The sequence below is a fragment of the Amycolatopsis solani genome, assembly GCF_033441515.1.
Taxonomy (GTDB): Bacteria; Actinomycetota; Actinomycetes; order Mycobacteriales; family Pseudonocardiaceae; genus Amycolatopsis; species Amycolatopsis solani.
Map to the genome: position 1 here is coordinate 1,914,021 of NZ_JAWQJT010000002.1, position 15,715 is coordinate 1,929,735.

The 15,715-nt window shown below is 74.1% G+C and carries 11 protein-coding genes; 8 read left to right on the forward strand and 3 right to left on the reverse strand.

What is annotated here, in order from left to right; all coding sequences use genetic code 11:
• Positions 1–25 precede the first annotated feature (25 nt).
• From SD460_RS29360 to SD460_RS29385, 6 genes are all read left to right on the forward strand, one after another.
• Entirely contained in the window at positions 26–901 is an 876-nt protein-coding gene (locus SD460_RS29360; RefSeq protein ID WP_438860692.1) for a LysR family transcriptional regulator ArgP, read from the forward strand.
• 147 nt (positions 902–1,048) lie between these two features.
• Entirely contained in the window at positions 1,049–2,182 is a 1,134-nt protein-coding gene (locus tag SD460_RS29365) for a hypothetical protein (protein ID WP_318307017.1), read from the forward strand.
• 4 nt (positions 2,183–2,186) lie between these two features.
• The gene (locus SD460_RS29370) at positions 2,187–2,672 is read left to right on the forward strand and encodes a hypothetical protein (protein WP_290062045.1); all 486 of its coding nucleotides are present in this window, start codon (positions 2,187–2,189) and stop codon (positions 2,670–2,672) included.
• Positions 2,673–2,724: 52 nt separating this feature from the next.
• Entirely contained in the window at positions 2,725–3,417 is a 693-nt protein-coding gene (locus tag SD460_RS29375) for a hypothetical protein (protein WP_290062046.1), read from the forward strand.
• Positions 3,418–3,439: 22 nt separating this feature from the next.
• Positions 3,440–3,874 (forward strand): hypothetical protein, encoded by a 435-nt coding sequence (locus SD460_RS29380; RefSeq protein WP_290062048.1) that lies wholly within the window; start codon positions 3,440–3,442, stop codon positions 3,872–3,874.
• Positions 3,875–3,944: 70 nt separating this feature from the next.
• Complete coding sequence (locus SD460_RS29385) at positions 3,945–9,275, forward strand: S8 family serine peptidase (RefSeq protein ID WP_318307018.1); 5,331 nt, start codon at positions 3,945–3,947, stop codon at positions 9,273–9,275.
• 124 nt (positions 9,276–9,399) lie between these two features.
• Here the strand turns inward: SD460_RS29385 and SD460_RS29390 are convergent, their stop codons facing one another.
• Together SD460_RS29390 and SD460_RS29395 are read right to left on the reverse strand one after the other, a co-directional pair.
• Positions 9,400–11,934: a helix-turn-helix transcriptional regulator gene (locus tag SD460_RS29390; protein WP_318307019.1), complete on the reverse strand. Its 2,535-nt coding sequence runs from the start codon at positions 11,932–11,934 to the stop codon at positions 9,400–9,402.
• Between the two features lie 207 nt (positions 11,935–12,141).
• Positions 12,142–12,771, reverse strand: a complete 630-nt coding sequence (locus tag SD460_RS29395; protein WP_290054829.1) for a TetR/AcrR family transcriptional regulator — start codon at positions 12,769–12,771, stop codon at positions 12,142–12,144.
• Positions 12,772–12,836: 65 nt separating this feature from the next.
• Between SD460_RS29395 and SD460_RS29400 the strand changes: the two genes are divergently transcribed.
• Positions 12,837–14,351, forward strand: a complete 1,515-nt coding sequence (locus tag SD460_RS29400) for an FAD-dependent monooxygenase (RefSeq protein ID WP_318307020.1) — start codon at positions 12,837–12,839, stop codon at positions 14,349–14,351.
• A 49-nt stretch (positions 14,352–14,400) separates the two neighbouring features.
• Positions 14,401–15,324, forward strand: coding sequence for a prolyl aminopeptidase (gene pip / locus SD460_RS29405; protein WP_290054835.1), 924 nt, complete (start codon positions 14,401–14,403; stop codon positions 15,322–15,324).
• 4 nt (positions 15,325–15,328) lie between these two features.
• Here pip and SD460_RS29410 read toward each other — a convergent pair whose 3' ends face one another.
• Complete coding sequence (locus tag SD460_RS29410; RefSeq protein ID WP_290054838.1) at positions 15,329–15,700, reverse strand: RDD family protein; 372 nt, start codon at positions 15,698–15,700, stop codon at positions 15,329–15,331.
• Positions 15,701–15,715: the final 15 nt, after the last annotated feature.

The following is a 15,715-nucleotide window of genomic DNA, read 5'->3' on the forward strand; positions in this document are numbered from 1 at the left end:
TTCTTACGTAACATTAGCGCTCGTGATGTCCGATCTCCCACTCGACCAGGTCCGCACGCTGCTGGCCGTCGTGGACGAGCAAAGCTTCGACGCCGCGGCGGCGGTCCTGCACGTAACGCCCTCGGCGGTCAGCCAGCGCGTCAAAGCTCTCGAGCAGCGCACCGGCCGGGTGCTGCTCCTGCGCACCAAGCCGATCCAGCTGACGGCGTCGGGCCAGGTTCTGGTCCGGTTCGCGCGGTCACTGGCGCAGCTGGAGCAGGACGCGCTGTCCGAACTGGGCCTCGGCTCGTCGGTCCGCACCCTCTCGATCGCGGTCAACGCGGACTCCCTGGCCACCTGGTTCCTGCCGGCACTGGCCGAAGTCCCCGACGCCATCTGCTTCGACCTCCAACGAGAAGACCAGGACCACACCGCGGCCCTGCTCCGCGAAGGCCTTGTGATGGCCGCGGTAACGGCGTCGCCCCAACCGGTCCAGGGCTGCACGTCGGTGCGGCTGGGCCGCATGCGCTACCGGGCGATGGCGTCGCCGGCGTTCGTCGCCAAGTGGCTGTCGGCGGCTCCCCTGCCGTCGGCCCTCCCCACCGCGCCGGTGATCGTGTTCGACCGCAAGGACGACCTGCAGGACCGCTTCCTCCGCGGCCTGACGCGCCGCCGGAGCTTCACGCTGGTCTGCCACCACATCCCGGCTTCGGAATCCTTCGTGGACGCCGTCGCCGCGGGACTCGGCTGGGGCATGGTGCCGGAGATCCAAGCGGCCACGCGGGGTGCGGCGCTCGTGGACCTCGCTCCGGACCGGCCGCTCGACGTGCCGCTGCACTGGCAGCAGTGGAAGCTGGACTCCCCCGCACTGGCCGCGGTGGCCGGTGCGGTGGCCCGGGGCGCGCGGGCATCCCTTCGCTGACGGGGAGTGCTGAGCAATGCCTGAGTAGCGCCCGGCTCCCGCAGTTGAGTAGCGATTGCTCACGACGTGCGCGGCCGTGACGGCGATCCTGGATCGCACCGCCGAGACCGGCGGGTCACTGTGGTCCCACGGCGAGGGAGGCCAGTCATGGCATGGCGAGTCGCACGATCGCTCGAAGTCCTGCGGGCCCAGCTGAACACGATCGCGCCGGGCCGCGACCGCTCGAGCGACGGCGGGATCGGCGACGCCGCGCACGCTTCGCGCGACAGCGACCACAACCCCTGGTTCCACCTGCCCGGTGACCCGACCGGAATCGTCACCGCGCGGGACTTCACGCACGACCCGGCGGGCGGGCTCGACGGGCAGCGGCTCGCCGACACCCTCGAACAAGGGCGTGACCGGCGGATCAAGTACGTCATCTGGAACCGGCGGATCATGGCGGGGGACGCCGGCCCGTCGCCGTGGGAGTGGCGGACCTACCGCGGCGCCAACCCGCACACGAAACACCTGCACCTGTCCGTGCTCGCCGACGCGACCTGCGACGACACCACGGAATGGGCACTGGTCGGCCTGGCCAGGCCGAGCGCCGCCGAATGGGCCGAGTTCGCGAACACCCCGTTCGAATGGGTCACCGACGACGAGTCCGAGCCCTTCCTGTTCATCGAGGAGTTCCCGGACCAGGAAGACGTCGGGAAGTTCCTCGCCGGGCTGGGTGCGGGCGCCGCCACCGGCGCGGCCACGGGTGCCGCGGCCGGTCCGTGGGGAGCGCTGATCGGCGCCGGGATCGGCGCCGGCCTTTCGGCGATCTCCCAGGCGACCGCCCCGCAGCCACCGGCGCGCCCGCCCGCCCCGCCCCGGCCGCGGCCCCCGGCACCGGCGCCCGCACCCGCGCCGACGCCCGCACCCGCGCCCGCCGTGGTTTCCCCGCCCGCGCCGGGAGGCCGCCCCGCGCCGTTGCCTCGGCCGATCGCACCGGTTCCGACTGTCCGGCCCGGGGTCGTGCCACCGCAGGCACCGGCGCAAGACGGGACCGCGCTACAGCTGGCTCTGCTCCTGCCCGCGCTGGCGCAGCTCGTGCAGTCCATGGCGGCGCAGCCGGGAGCCGCACCGCCGGCCCCGGCGGTCGACCGGTCGGATCCGGCCACCGACGACGCGGCCTGGGAGGACTTCGCCGAGTACGAGACGTCCTACTACGGCCCGACCGGCGAGTACGGCGAATTCGACGAACGCCGGGCCGGGCCGCCACCCGAACTCGGCGACGAGCCGATCGAGGGGTGCTGAGCGGATGAACCCGGCGATGATGGCGCTGCTCACCAAGCAGCTGGCCGCGCAGAACGGCGGCGGTTCCGCCGAAACCGCCGGCGGTGACGGGCCGGCCATGGACCCGCTGATGTCGACCCTGCTCAGCCAGATGGCCGGCTCCGGCGGCGAAAGCGAGCAAGAGAAACGGGTCGAAGAACTCGAGAACCGGCTCGCCGCGGCCAAACGGCGGATCGGTTCGCTGCGAGCCGCGTTGAGCGTCTCCGAGGAAATGATCGAGTTCGTGGCAGAAACCCTCGGCGCCTGCCGGGAGTGCTGGGGCCTGAACCAGCTGTGCCGTCGGTGCCACGGTGCCGGTGGCCCCGGCTGGCGGCACCCGAGCACCGAAGAACTCCTGCTGTGGATCGAACCGGCGCTCGCCCGTTCCGGTCTTCGAGTGCTGCAGCGCACCACGCACGCGATCGAGGAAGGAGCGGATCCGGAGCGCATCGGTCAACACCGGGCGAGTTGAGTGAATTTCGGGCAGCGACGAGGAACGACCAACGGAGAACACGATGCCGGTCATGCACGAGAACGACGAAGACACCTTCGAATCCGATTGGGACGAGGCCTTCGACGAGTTGGAATCCGACGACGAAGGGCTCTACGACGACGAAGCCGCGCCCTCGGCGCAGTTCCGCGGCGGGTTCGCTCCGCTGCGGCGCAGCCCGCTCGGCCGCGTCACCACACCGACCGGCAGCGGGGTTTCCGCCGCCGTGCTCGCGACCCCGCAGGGGCAGGCGAGGATGCAGCTCTCGCAGAGCGTCGTCAGCAAGACCGACTTCGACTCGACGATCACCGCACTGCGCAACGGGCTCAACCGCAACACCGATCGGCTGAACACCGTCCAGCGGGACGTCGCCGGCCTCTCCAGCCGCGTCACCGCGGTCTTCAACGCCGATCAGCGCCAGCGCCGGGAACTGGCGAAACTGCGCGCCCAGACGACGAAGTGGCAGAAGGCGAACACGACGGCGATCACCAAGGCGCGCCGGGAATCGCAGAACACGACCATGCTGTTCGTGCTGCTGACCGTGCTCGGGCAGAGCAGTTCGGGCACCACCAACAACAACGCGTTGATCCTGCTCCCCCTCCTGCTGCTCGGTGGGCTGGGCGGAGACGGTGGCGGCAGTGGCGGCGGCGATGCCAACAACAACATGATGACCATGCTGATCCTCGTCCTCGTGCTGACCGGGAGCCTGGGCACCAAGACCGCCTAGACCCGACGGGGAGGAGACGATCATGTACAACGAATCGCTGATCCCGATCATCCTGCTGCTCTCCAGCGGCAAGGAGGTGCAGCGGCGCAGCCAGCAGGCGGTCCTGCTGAACACCATCCCGATCGCCTCGAACATGCGGGGCACGATCGGCGCGCTGGGCGCCGTCCAGCAGGCGAAGCAGTCGCTCGTCGACGAGGCGCAGGCGGTCAACGCGGCCGCGGACCTGCTCCTCGACGTCATCCAGGGCGGCGGCACGATCGACCTCGCCCGGCTGCAGGCCGACGCGGTGCTCCAGCGGATCGCTTCGCAGGAGATCGCGGACAAGCTGCAGGCGATAGTGGACTTGGCGACGTCGATGCCGGACGGCGGCAAGGCCGTCACCGAACGGGCCCGGCCCAACGGCGAGGAGTCCGCGAGCACCCGGAGGAAGGCCGTCGCCGCCGGTCCGGCGAAGTGACGGCGCACGGGCAACCGGGCCGTCCGGACGCGGCGATCCGCGTCCGGACGGCGATGGGAGGCGAGTCTTCGTGACCGGAACGCCGCAGTTCGATCCCGCGCTCAAAGCGCACCTGCTCGCCGGAGCCGGGACCGCGCCGGGCACGGAACTGGCCGTCATCGCGCGGCTGCACGACCGGGCCACCGCGGTCCAGGACCTGCGGGTGGTCGCCCGGTTCGGGGACGTCGTCACGGCCCGGGTGCCACTCGAGCGGCTGCTGGCCGTGCGGGCGGACCCGAACGTGGCCAGCCTGAAAGCGGGCCGCACGTACGCGCCGACGCTGGCCCGGTCCGTGCCGGCGCTCGGTGCGTCCCCGGAGCAGCTCCGCGTCGTCGGCCTGCCCGAGGGGATCGACGGCAGCGGCACGCTGCTCGGCGTCGTCGACTGGGGTGTCGACGCCGGGCACGCGAACTTCCGCGACGGCAACGGCGGCACCCGGCTGCTGCGGCTGTGGGACCAGCGGGGCGCGGAAACACCGTCCAGCCCGGCGCCGTTCGGCTACGGCCGGGTCTTCACCCGCGAACAGATCGACGCGGCGCTCGTCACCGGCGACGTCTACACCGCGCTCGGCTACGACCCCGCCGACGCCGACCCCACGCGCACCGGGACGCACGGCACCCACGTGCTCGACATCGCCGCCGGCAGCGGCCGCGCCCCGGGCGCGGCTCCCGGCGTGGCCCCCGGTGCCGACCTCGTTTTCGTGCACCTGAAGGCAGACGACACGCGGGTCGAGGACACCCTCGGGGACTCGGTCCGGATCCTGGAAGCCATCCGGTACGTCACCGACGTGGCCGACGAACTCGACCGGCCGGTGGTGATCGGGTGCTCGTTCGGGCGGACGGGCGGCCCGAAGGACCAGAGCCCGCTGGTCGTGCAAGGCATCGACGCGCTGCTCGCCGAGAAGCCCGGCCGCCAGGTCGTGGTCAGCGCCGGCAACTACTTCGACGCCCGGCTGCACGCGGCCGGCCGGATCCGCGCCGGCGACGTGCTCAGCCTGCCGTGGATCCTGCCGGAGCGCGGCCACGGCGTCGCCGAGATCGAGGTCTGGTACCCCGGCGAGGACCGGCTCGACGTCGAGCTGCTCGATCCGGCCGGCACCCGGGTCGCCGGCGCGGCACTGGGCGACGACGACGTCGCCACCGACGAGCGGGGCACGCTGGCCGCGCTGTTCCACCGGCGGTGGGACCCCAACAACGGCGACAACCTGATCAACGCGCTGGTGCAGCCGAGGGCCCCGGCGGGAACGTGGACGCTGCGCCTGCGCGGCGACCGCGTTTCCGACGGCGCGTGGCACGCCTGGATCGAGCGGGCGTCCGTGCGGGCGCAGTCACGGTTCCCCGGCGCGGTCGCCAACCCGGCCACCACGATCGGCACGATCGCCGGCGGCGAGCGCAGCATCGCGGTCGCGGCCCTCGACCTGGAGCGCGGCGCGCCCGCGGCGTTCAGCAGCGCCGGCCCGACCCGCGACGGCAGGCTCAAGCCCGACCTCGCCGCGCCCGGTTACGCGATCAAGGCGGCGAAGTCGAGTACGCGCACCGAAACCGGCCGGACGTCCGACGAGCTGACGGTCAAGAGCGGCACCAGCATGGCGACCCCGCACGTCGCGGGCACGATCGCGCTGATGAACCAGGCTGCGGCACCGCGGCGCCTGACGGCGGAGGAGACCCTGCGCATCCTGCGCCACACGGCCCTCCGCGACCCGGCGGCCAACCAGCCGGAGCTGCTGCGCTTCGGGTCGGGCCGCGTCAACGCGGCGGCCGCCTGCCGGGCCGCTGCCGCGCTGGCCCGAGGTGGGCGGCCGGCGGCGGAGTCCGAGGCTGCGGAGGCGACCTTCGCGCCCGACGAGAGCGTGGCGGAACCGGACGAGGCGGTGCGGCGCTCGAGACGGGGACGCCGGGCCCCTTCACGGCCGACGCGCCCGGGAACCGGCGGCGCAACAACACAACCCGCGCCGGCCACCACTCAACCGGGCGGGGCCACCAGTCCGCCGGGCGGGGCGACGCCGGCCATTCCACCGGGCGGCGCCACCACTCCGCCGGGCGGGGCCACGCCAGCCACTCCACCGGGCGCGGCCACACCTGACACTCCAGCGGGCGTGGGCGCGCCGACCCCGGCCCCACCGACCGCTTCCGCTCCGGCCACGCCGACCGGCGACTTGCCCGGCCTCCTGCCCTTGGACCCGCCACCCGCACCGACGACCCCGGCAATCGCGCCCCCACCACCCCCGGCGGCCGTGGCGGCGCCCCCCGCCGAACCCGCACCGCCGACCGCACCACCCGCCGGGCTGACGTCGCCGACCGCTCCCACCAGTCCCGCCGCCGGCGACTTGCCCGGTCTCGTGGCGCTCGAACCACCACCGGCGCCCCCTGCGGTCACGACCGCGCCACCAGCCCGCCCCACCGCACCGCCGCCGACCGCTGCCCCGGTCGCACCCGCCGGCGACTTGCCCGGCCTCCTACCGCTCGATCCCCCAGCCCCACCGACGACACCGGCGGTCGCAACCACGCCACCAGCCCAACCCACCGCACCACCGCCACCTGCCACCACCGCGGCAGCCGCACCACCGCCACCCGCCGCCACCACTGCGGCAGTCGCGCCCGGCGGTGACCTGCCCGGCCTCCTGCCCCTCGATCCCCCAGCCACAGCGGCGACCCCGACGCTCACGACCGCGCCGGCAGCCCAATCCGCCGCACCACCGCCGACCGCCGCCCCGGTCGCACCCGCCGGTGACCTGCCCGGCCTCCTACCCCTCGACCCCCCATCCCCGCCGACGACCCCGGCGGTCGTCACCGCCGCACCGCAAGCCCAGCCGGGTGCTGCCGGGGAGTTGGCCGGTCTCCCGGACCCCGCACCGCATGTGCCGAGCAAAGGACAGCCGCTCATGACGTCGTCACTGGTCGTCTCCGATGAGTTTGCCGAAGACACCCACGGGCGGGTTCCCGACTGGCCCGGTGCGACCCCCGACCAGCTCCGGTTCATGGCCGAGGTCTTCGCCCGGCACGTGGCGAACTCCGAACGGATCCGGCCCTACGTCGCCGATGTGCCCGCCTCCGAACTGTCCACTGTGGAAGGTGGGCACCAGCTCCGGACGGCCGCCGCCGCGGATGCGGTGGCCATGCTCGCCGCGGCGCGGGGGGAGCTCGGGGGGCGGAGCCGGGTCGGCGTGGTGTCCGGTTATCGGTCCGCGTCGCGGCAGTTCTCGCTGTGGCAGCAAGGCTTTCCGCGGTATTACCGGGAAACCGAAGACAGCCGCGCCGCGCTTCCCGGTGGGGTGCACGGGAGTGCCGCCGCCGACTCCCTCGCCAGGGAGATCGGGCGGTGGCTCGGCGCTCCCGGGCACAGCCTGCACAACGACGGCCGGGCGCTCGACCTCGGCGTCACCGAAGACGGCGTCCGGCTCAGCGCCCGCCGGGGCGACAACCCGCGCTGGCTGACTTCGCGCCTGTTCGCGTGGCTGTCGGCCAACGCCGCCCGGTTCCACTTCGAACAGGACCCCTCGATCACCGAGTACTGGCACTGGCGCCACACCGGGGCCACCGAGTCGTCCCCGGAAGAGAGCGTCGCGCTCCCGGCGGGCGAGCTCGTGCTGAACGACGTCGAACTGCTGCGTCCGCACCGCGGCACCCCGCCCGATCTGCTGATCCGGTGGAACGAACTGCCGGCCGGGACGCAGTCGGCCGACGTCGTCGTGCACTTCCACGGCTACTCCGGGCGGCGGTCCGCCATGGACATCGTCCGGGACAAGGCCCCGAACAGCGGGCTCGACTTCGCCGATCCCGACGGCGGCGCCGACGCGGCCCGCCGGACCCGGCCGACGATCGGCCTGCTGCCCCGGGGGAACCACTTCGGCGGACGCAGCGGGAACGGCTACGACTTCCCGCAGCTCATGGCGCCCGGGAAGCTGACCGAGCTGATTTCGCTGGCGCTGGCCGCGGTGGCCGAACGCGCCGGCTCGCCCGGGATCACCGCGGGACGGCTCATCCTCACCGCGCATTCGGGCGGGGGCACGGCGTTGACGCGGGTGCTGGCGCACACCGATCCGGACGAAATCCAGACCTTCGACGCGCTGTACGGCCCGGTCGGACCGCTCGTCAGCTGGGTCCGCCGCCGGATCGAGCTCGACCGCACCGACCCCGGCCGGCGGGGTTCGCTGCGGGTCTTCTTCCGGCGCCACGAAGGAACCGAACGCGGCAGCGTCACCGTCGCGGAAGCCCTGCGGACCGCGCTGGCCGGCTCGCCGGTGGCGTCGCGCTACCGGGTCGAGGCCACCACGCTCGCGCACGGCGCCATCCCCCGTGCCTACGGCTGGCGGATGCTGGCCGACCCCGGCGCCGACGTCCCGCACGTCGCCCGCGCGGACCAGGCGGGCGAGGCCGAGTGGTGGCCGTTCCCGCTGCCGGTGCCGCCGGCCGACCCGCTCGTCCCCGACATCGTCCGCGCGATCGCGCAGCACGAAACCGGCGAGCGGGCTGTGGAATCGTCGATGCACACGAGCGCCGGCGTCCGGGCCAGCATGGCCAGCCAGGTGCAGGCCACCACGCCCTGGGCGATCGACGCCCTCCTCGCGCTAGACGACGCGGCGCTGACCGGCTTCGGGCTGACCCGGCCGGAACTCACCTCGGCCCGGGACGTCGCGGCCGCGACGCGACGGCTGTGGGGACGGATCCACGCCAACGCACCGGGCGCCGACCCGGCCGCGTTCGCCGCCGACCCGGCCAACCAGCCGTTGCTCACCGCCACCGGCTTCGGCCTGACGGAGGTCACGACGATGTTCGACTTCCGGGAACTGCGCGCGGAAACCGGCACGGCGGTCGCGGTCCGGCTCGGGCAGCTGCAGGCGCTCGGCCAGGCTCAGCTGTTCGCCCGCGCGGACGCGGCGGACCGCCGGTTCGCGGGGGTGTCGGCCGCGGGCCAGCTGGCGGACGCGCAGCGCCGGGCGACGCTGGAACGCCGCGTCTCCGCGCGGGAGGGGGCGGCCGACGTCATGACGGCCTCGGCCCGGCCCGCGCGGCTCGGGATCCGCGAAACCGACCTGTTCGCCTACGCGCGCGGCAACTGGGGCGAGGACGGCGCGGCGTGGCAACGGCTCGCGGTGAGCAGGCAGCCGGCCGGTCCCCGGATCGAGGCCGCGGCGACCGCCGACCAGGGGCTCGAGCTCGGCCGCGCGCGGGTCCGCCGGATCGTCGACGCCTTCCGCGCCGACCCGGCCACCGCGTCGGCCACCGACGAACGCGTCTGCGCGCACGTCGCCTCCCGGCACAACCCCGGCGCCGGCGACCGGTACCGCGACGACGTGGTGGCGCACTTCCTCGCCCTGCGCGGAAGTACCGGACAGCGGTGCAGCAACCACGGCCGGCTCTGACCGCGCGGGGCGGCCCACCCCGCGCGGAACCGCCGAGCCGCGGGACAGCCACCACGACCGGCTCCAACCACCCCGCCGCGGCCCACCCCGCGCGCGGAACCGCGGCGCCGCAATCACCGCCGGCTCACCAGTGGACCCGGCCGGCGAGGGCGCCGGTCAGCTCGTCTCGGCCGGTGATGCCCAGCTTCAGGTAGATCCGGTGCAGGTGGTTGTCCACCGTCCGCACGGACAACGTCAACCGGTCCGCGATCGCCCGGCTCGGGCGTCCCTCGGCGGCGAGCAAAGCGATCTCGCGCTCCCGGGCCGTCAGCGGCGCGGCCGGTGCGGCGGCCGCCACCAGCCCCGGCGTACGGGCGCCCGCGCAGGACTGGGCCAGTGTCTGGCCGAGCGCGGCGGCCTTGACGGCGTCCCCGGTCCGCCCGCTCCGCCGGTGGATCGCGCTCGCCCGGACGGCGGCCTCGGCCGCATACAGGAGAAAACCCCGGTCCGCGAACCACTCGGAAGTCCGCTCCAGCCACCAAGCGTCCCCGACGACGACCGCGGCGGCGTGCTCGGCGAGCGTCGAAACCAGTGTGCCGTCGACCCCGTGGGTCAGCCGGGCCAGCCGGTCTTCCGCCCGCCCGAGCTCGCGTTGGGGCCCGCCCAGGCGGACGACGTCGTGCCAGGCCAGCATTTCGAAGCCGGCCGCCCCGGCCTCGGCCGCCTCCTCCGCGGCCGCCACGGCGGTGCGGCGCGCGGCCGGTAGGTCGCCGCGTGCGCAGGCGATCCAGGCGCGGGCGCGGCTGCGGGGGCCGACGGGGATCCCGGGCGGCAGCGACCGATCGGCCTCCTCGAGCGCCGCGGTCGCCCGGACCGTGTCCCCCAGCACCGCCGACGCCTCGGCGAGCCAGCCGAAGAGCTGCGGTTCCAGGTGCCACGTCCAGCCGGACGGGTGCGCGCGGACGAGGACCGCCGCTTCCCGGAGCAGCCCGGCCGCCGCGCTCGCCCGGCCGGCCAGGAGCTCCAGGTAGCCACTGGTCATCGCCCAGATCGCCTGCGCCTCGGCGGATCGCCGGTCGAGCGTGTGGCGGTAGCGGTCGGCCGCGATCCGCCGCGCGTCGGCGATCCGGCCGGCCAGCGCGTGCGCCAGCGCGGACCACGGCAGCAGCGTCTCGCCGGCGGGACCGGTGCCCGGCTGGGCCCGGCCCGCGAGCTCGCCGCGGCGGACGAAGTCGAGCGCCCGCTCCGAACGGCCGGACAGCGCGGCGGCGGCCGCGGCGGTCTCGGCCGCGGCCACGGCGACGACCGGGGCGGCCGAGCCCACGTGGGGCACCGCGAGTTCCAGCGCGGTGCCGACCCGCCAGTGGCGGAGCGCGGCTTCCGCGCGGGCGACCGACGGCAGGCCGGGGCCGCACCCCGCGAACTCGGCGTCCGCCACGGCGTCGCCCTGGCCGCGCCGCGCCCGGCACCGCAGGGCCAGCAGGGCGGCGAGGTCGCGCTCACCACCATGCCGCGCCGCCGTCCGCCAGCCGGTGAGCGCGGTTTCGACGTCGTCAGCGCGGCCGCGCAGGTAGGCGACGACGGCCTGGGCGAGCGCCGCGGCGAACCCGCCGCCCGATCGGGCGCCCGCGCCGGCGAGCCGTTCCGCCAGGTCGAGGTCCCCGGCCGCGGCCGCTTCCCAGGTGCCGGTGACGAACGCGCTCGCCGGGCACGACTGACCCGCCGCCAGCCGCCCGGCCGCCAGCCGGGCCCCGTCGCCGCGGCGGCGGGCGCCGATGCCCTCCAGCGCGTCGGCCAGCCGCCGGTGCACCTTCCGCGCGTGCAACGGCTGCACGGTATCCGCGAGCACCCGCGCGCACAGGGGATCGCGCAGCCGCAACCGGTGCCGCCGCTGCTCGACCTCGGCGTCGAGCAGCCCGGCCCCGTCCACCGCGGCGAGCGCGTCGGCGTCGAAGACCAGTTCGGCCAGGCCGGTCTCCCAGGGTTCGCACAGCGCCAGCCCCTGCGCCACCGACCTCGCTTCGGGATCGAGGTCGCGGAGCTTGGCGAGCTCCGGGGCGGACAGCCGCCACCCGGGCGTCCACCAGCGCTCCAGCCGCCACAGCCCGTGCTTCTCCCCCAGCGCGGCGCGATCGCCCATGTCTTCGACCAGGCGCCGCAGCAGCATCGGGTTGCCGCCGGAGAAACGCCACGACCAGTGCACCAGTGCCCCGTCGACCTGGCCGCCGAGCACCTCGGCCAGCAGTTCCGCGATTCCTTCGCACGACAACGGTTCCAACGTGAGCTGCGTGAAGCCGTCGGAAGCGTTCAGCGCGGCGAGCGGCGGCGGTCCCGGTTCTTCGCTGCTCGCCGTGCACAGCACGAACGCGGCGCCGCTCGTCGCCAGCCGCAGTGCCTCGGTGACGGCCGGGCCGTCCAGCAGGTGCACGTCGTCGAGGCACAGCACCGGACGGCCCGGCGCGGCGGCGACGTCCGGGATCGCGGCCGCGCCCCAGAGCGCCGCGGTGCCCTGCTTGACCGCACGGTGCATCGCCTCGGTGAGCAGCCGCGTCTTGCCCATCCCGGCGCACCCGGACACCACCACGCCGAACACGTCGCCGCGGTGCGCGGCATCCGCGATCCGCCGCAGCGGGCGGCGCCGGTCCGTCAATGGCCAGCCGCCGGCGTGCACCGGCGTCACCGGAATCATGGCTCAGGTGGCCAGGCCGGTCTGCCGTTCCTCATTTCGCGTCCCCTCCACGCCCATCGCGCGCCGGACTTCCGGGGCGCGGAACTCAGGAATACACCTGGGGAAACGGGACGGTGAAGGCGTTTCCCCCGGATGCGGCGGCGAGCTCGCCTTTACGGGCGAAGGACGACACGGTCGGGAAACACTTTTTCAGTCCGGCTAACGGGCGGCCGGGAAGTCGCCCACACCGCTCTCGACCAGGTCGAACGCCTCGTCGATGAACGCCACCTGCTCCCGCCGCACCAGTTCCGCGTCTTCGCCGCCGATGATCCGCTCCATCGCGTGCGAAAAGATCGTCGCGATCGCCGTCGTCAGCAATCCCGCCACCATCCGGGACCGGAAAGCATCCCCCGTTTCCGAGACGAACACTTCCGTGAACGCCGAAGCGATCTCCCGCTCCTGCTCGTACCACCGGGCCATCAGGGCCGGGCTCGACGTCAGGACCCACCAGAAGCCGGGGCCGCCGGCGATGGCGCCGGACAACGGGTGCCCCGCGGCCAGCAGCGAGTGCTGGTGCGCCCGCAGAGCCTCACACGGCGAAGTCCCCGCCGGCCGCGAAGTGATGACCGACTTCAGCTCGGCCAGGCGGTCGGCGTGCCGGTCGAGGAACAGGTCCTCCTTGCGCGGGAAGTAGTTGAACACCGTCATCTTCGAGACGCCCGCGGCCTCGGCGATCTCCGCCACGGTCACCTGGTCGAAGCCGCGCTGGATGAAGAGGCCGGTGGCCACGTTCGAGATGAGCAGCCGTGTCGCCTGCTTCTTGCGCTCGCGCAGTCCGTGATCCGCCATGAGCCGAGAGTATAGACCCGGCATAAAGTTTGACCCGGTAAAAGTTTTGCGGCATCATCGGAGCCATGAACAGGGATGTGGTGATCTCCGGGGGCGGACCGGTCGGCTTGATGCTGGCCTGCGAACTGCGGCTGGCGGGCGTGGACGTGCTCGTCGTCGAACGGCTGCCCGAGCCGGACCTGACGATCAAGGCCGGGTCGGTCAACCTGACGACCGCCGAAGCCTTCTACCGGCGGGGACTGCTGCCCGCCATGGACGAGAACGTGCGGCAGAACGCCGCACGCATCGAAGAGTTCCTCAAGTCGCGCGGTGGGGGCGGGCCGAAGCCGGCGATGCCCGTCGGGCACTTCGCGGGCATCATGGTCGCCTCGAACGGGGTCGACTTCGAGGATCCCGACTTCCGCGACGTCGGGCCGGCGGCCCGCGTGGTCGTGATCCAGCAGCAGGCCGTCGAGGCGATCCTCGCCGCGCGCGCCCTCGAGCTGGGGGCCGAGATCCGGCGGGGCGCGGAGCTGACCGGGTTCGAGGCCGACGACGACGGCGTCACGGTGCACCTCGGCGACGACCGGGTGCGCGCGAGCTGGCTGGTCGGCTGCGACGGGGGTCGCAGCCCGGTCCGGAAGCTGGCCGGGTTCGAGTTCCCCGGGACCGATCCCGCCGTCACCGGGCGGCAGGCGATGGCCGAGCTCAGCGGCGCCGACCAGCTGCCCGGGGGCTGGCAGCACGGCACCGGCGGGCTCTACGTCCACGGGCCGATGCCCGGGCGGATGCTCACCGTCGAGTTCGACGGACCGCCCGCGGACCGCGAAGCCCCGGTCACCGCGCAGGAGCTCGAGGACAGCTTCCGGCGGGTGTCCGGCGCCGACGTCCGGGTGCTGAAGGTGCACAGCGCGACGCGCTTCACCGACAACGCACGCCAGGCGAGCACCTACCGCCTCGGCCGCGTCCTGCTGGCCGGCGACGCCGCGCACGTCCACTCCCCCTTCGGCGGGCAGGGGCTGAACCTGGGCATCGGCGACGCCGTCAACCTCGGCTGGAAGCTCGCCGCGACCATCCGGGGCTGGGCGCCCGAGGGCCTGCTCGACACCTACACGACCGAGCGGCACCCGATCGGCGAGTGGGTACTGGAATGGACCCGGGCGCAGGTCGCGCTGATGCGCAGCGACGTCCGGACGAAGGCGCTGCGCCAGGTCGTCGGCGACCTGCTGCGCACCGACGACGGCGCGACCTTCCTGGCCAAGAAGCTTTCCGGCGTGCTGCACCGGTATCCGCTCGAAGGCGAGCACGACCTCACCGGCCGCGCCGCGCCGGACTTCGCCTTCGCCGACGGCAGCCGCCTCGGCGAGCACCTCCAGGACGGCAAGGCGCTCCTGCTCGACCTCGCCGACGACGCCGCGATGCGGCAGGCGGCCGCCGGCTGGGACGAGCGGGTGACCGTGCTGAGCGCGAAGTGCGAGAGCGACCCCACGCTGACCGGGGTGCTCGTCCGGCCGGACGGCTTCATCGCCTGGGCGAGCGAGGACGGCGGGACCGCCGGGCTGGACACCGCGCTGCGGCGGTGGTTCGGCGAACCTGCCTGACGCCGGGGGCGCGCCGGGACCGTCCCGGCGCGCCCGGGACAATGACGCGGTGTACCCGCCGATCGAGCCCCACGACCACGGCCTGCTCGACGTCGGCGACGGGCAGCGGATCCACTGGGAGACCTGCGGGAACCCGGACGGCAAGCCCGCGCTGGTGCTGCACGGCGGCCCCGGCCAAGGCTGTTCGCCGGGGATGCGGCGGGTGTTCGACCCCGCCCGCTACCGGGTCGTGCTGGTGGACCAGCGCGGGTGCGGCCGGAGCCTGCCGCACGCGAGCGACCCGGCCACGAGCCTGCGGGACAACACCACCGGCCACCTCGTCGCCGACCTCGAACGGCTGCGCGAGCACCTCGGCATCGAGCGCTGGCTGCTGACCGGGGGTTCGTGGGGCGCGACGCTCGCCCTGGTGTACGCCGAACGCTTCCCGCACCGGGTGTCGGAGATCGTGCTCAGCGCGATCAGCACCACGCGGCGCTCGGAGATCGACTGGCTCTACCGCGGGGCCGGCCGGTTCTTCCCCGAGGCGTGGCAACGCTTCCGCGACCGCGCCGGGGACGACGACATCGTGCGCGGCTACGCCCGGCTGATGACGGATCCCGGCGAGCGGGAACGCGCCGCTCTCGCGTGGCTCGAGTGGGAGCAAACGGTGCTGTCCCTCGAACCGGGCGCCGAAGTCCACAGTGGACCGATCGACGACGCCGCGCTCGCGTTCGTCCGGCTCACCACGCACTACTACGCGAACGCCGGCTGGCTCGAAGAAGGCGCCGTGATCCGCGACGCCGGGAAGCTGGCGGGCATCCCCGGCGTGCTGATCCACGGCCGTCTCGACCTCAGCTGCCCGGTCACGACGGCGTGGGAGCTCGCGCGGGCCTGGCCGGGCGCCGAACTGCTCGTCGACGACCGGTCCGGGCACCGCGCGAGCGAGACCAAGCGCGCCTGGAAGCAGGCGGCTTTGGACCGCTTCGCGCGTTAGCCGGTCACGTCGACACCGCCAGCACCGCCGTGAGCAGCCAGACCTTCGCGAGCTGCCCCAGCGTCGGCGGCCGGCCGGTGGCCTCGACCACGAACCGCAGGCCGCAGAGCAGACCGCCCAGCGTGGCGCCCCACCAGCGCCGCAGCAGTACGCGGTGGGTCAGCGAGATGACCGCGTAGACCGCCACCCCGGGCCAGAACGACAGGCCGAACCGCGTGGCGATCACGAGGGTCGTGGTGAGGTGCAGCGCCACGTCGGTCAGCAACGCGAGTACGCCGAGGACCGCTGGTGCCGACGGGTACGGCGCGCCCGCACGCAGGTCGCGGCGGCGCACGAGCTCGGGCAGGAGCGTCTCGTCCGGGGCTTCGGTCGTCACGGCTGTTCCACGCGC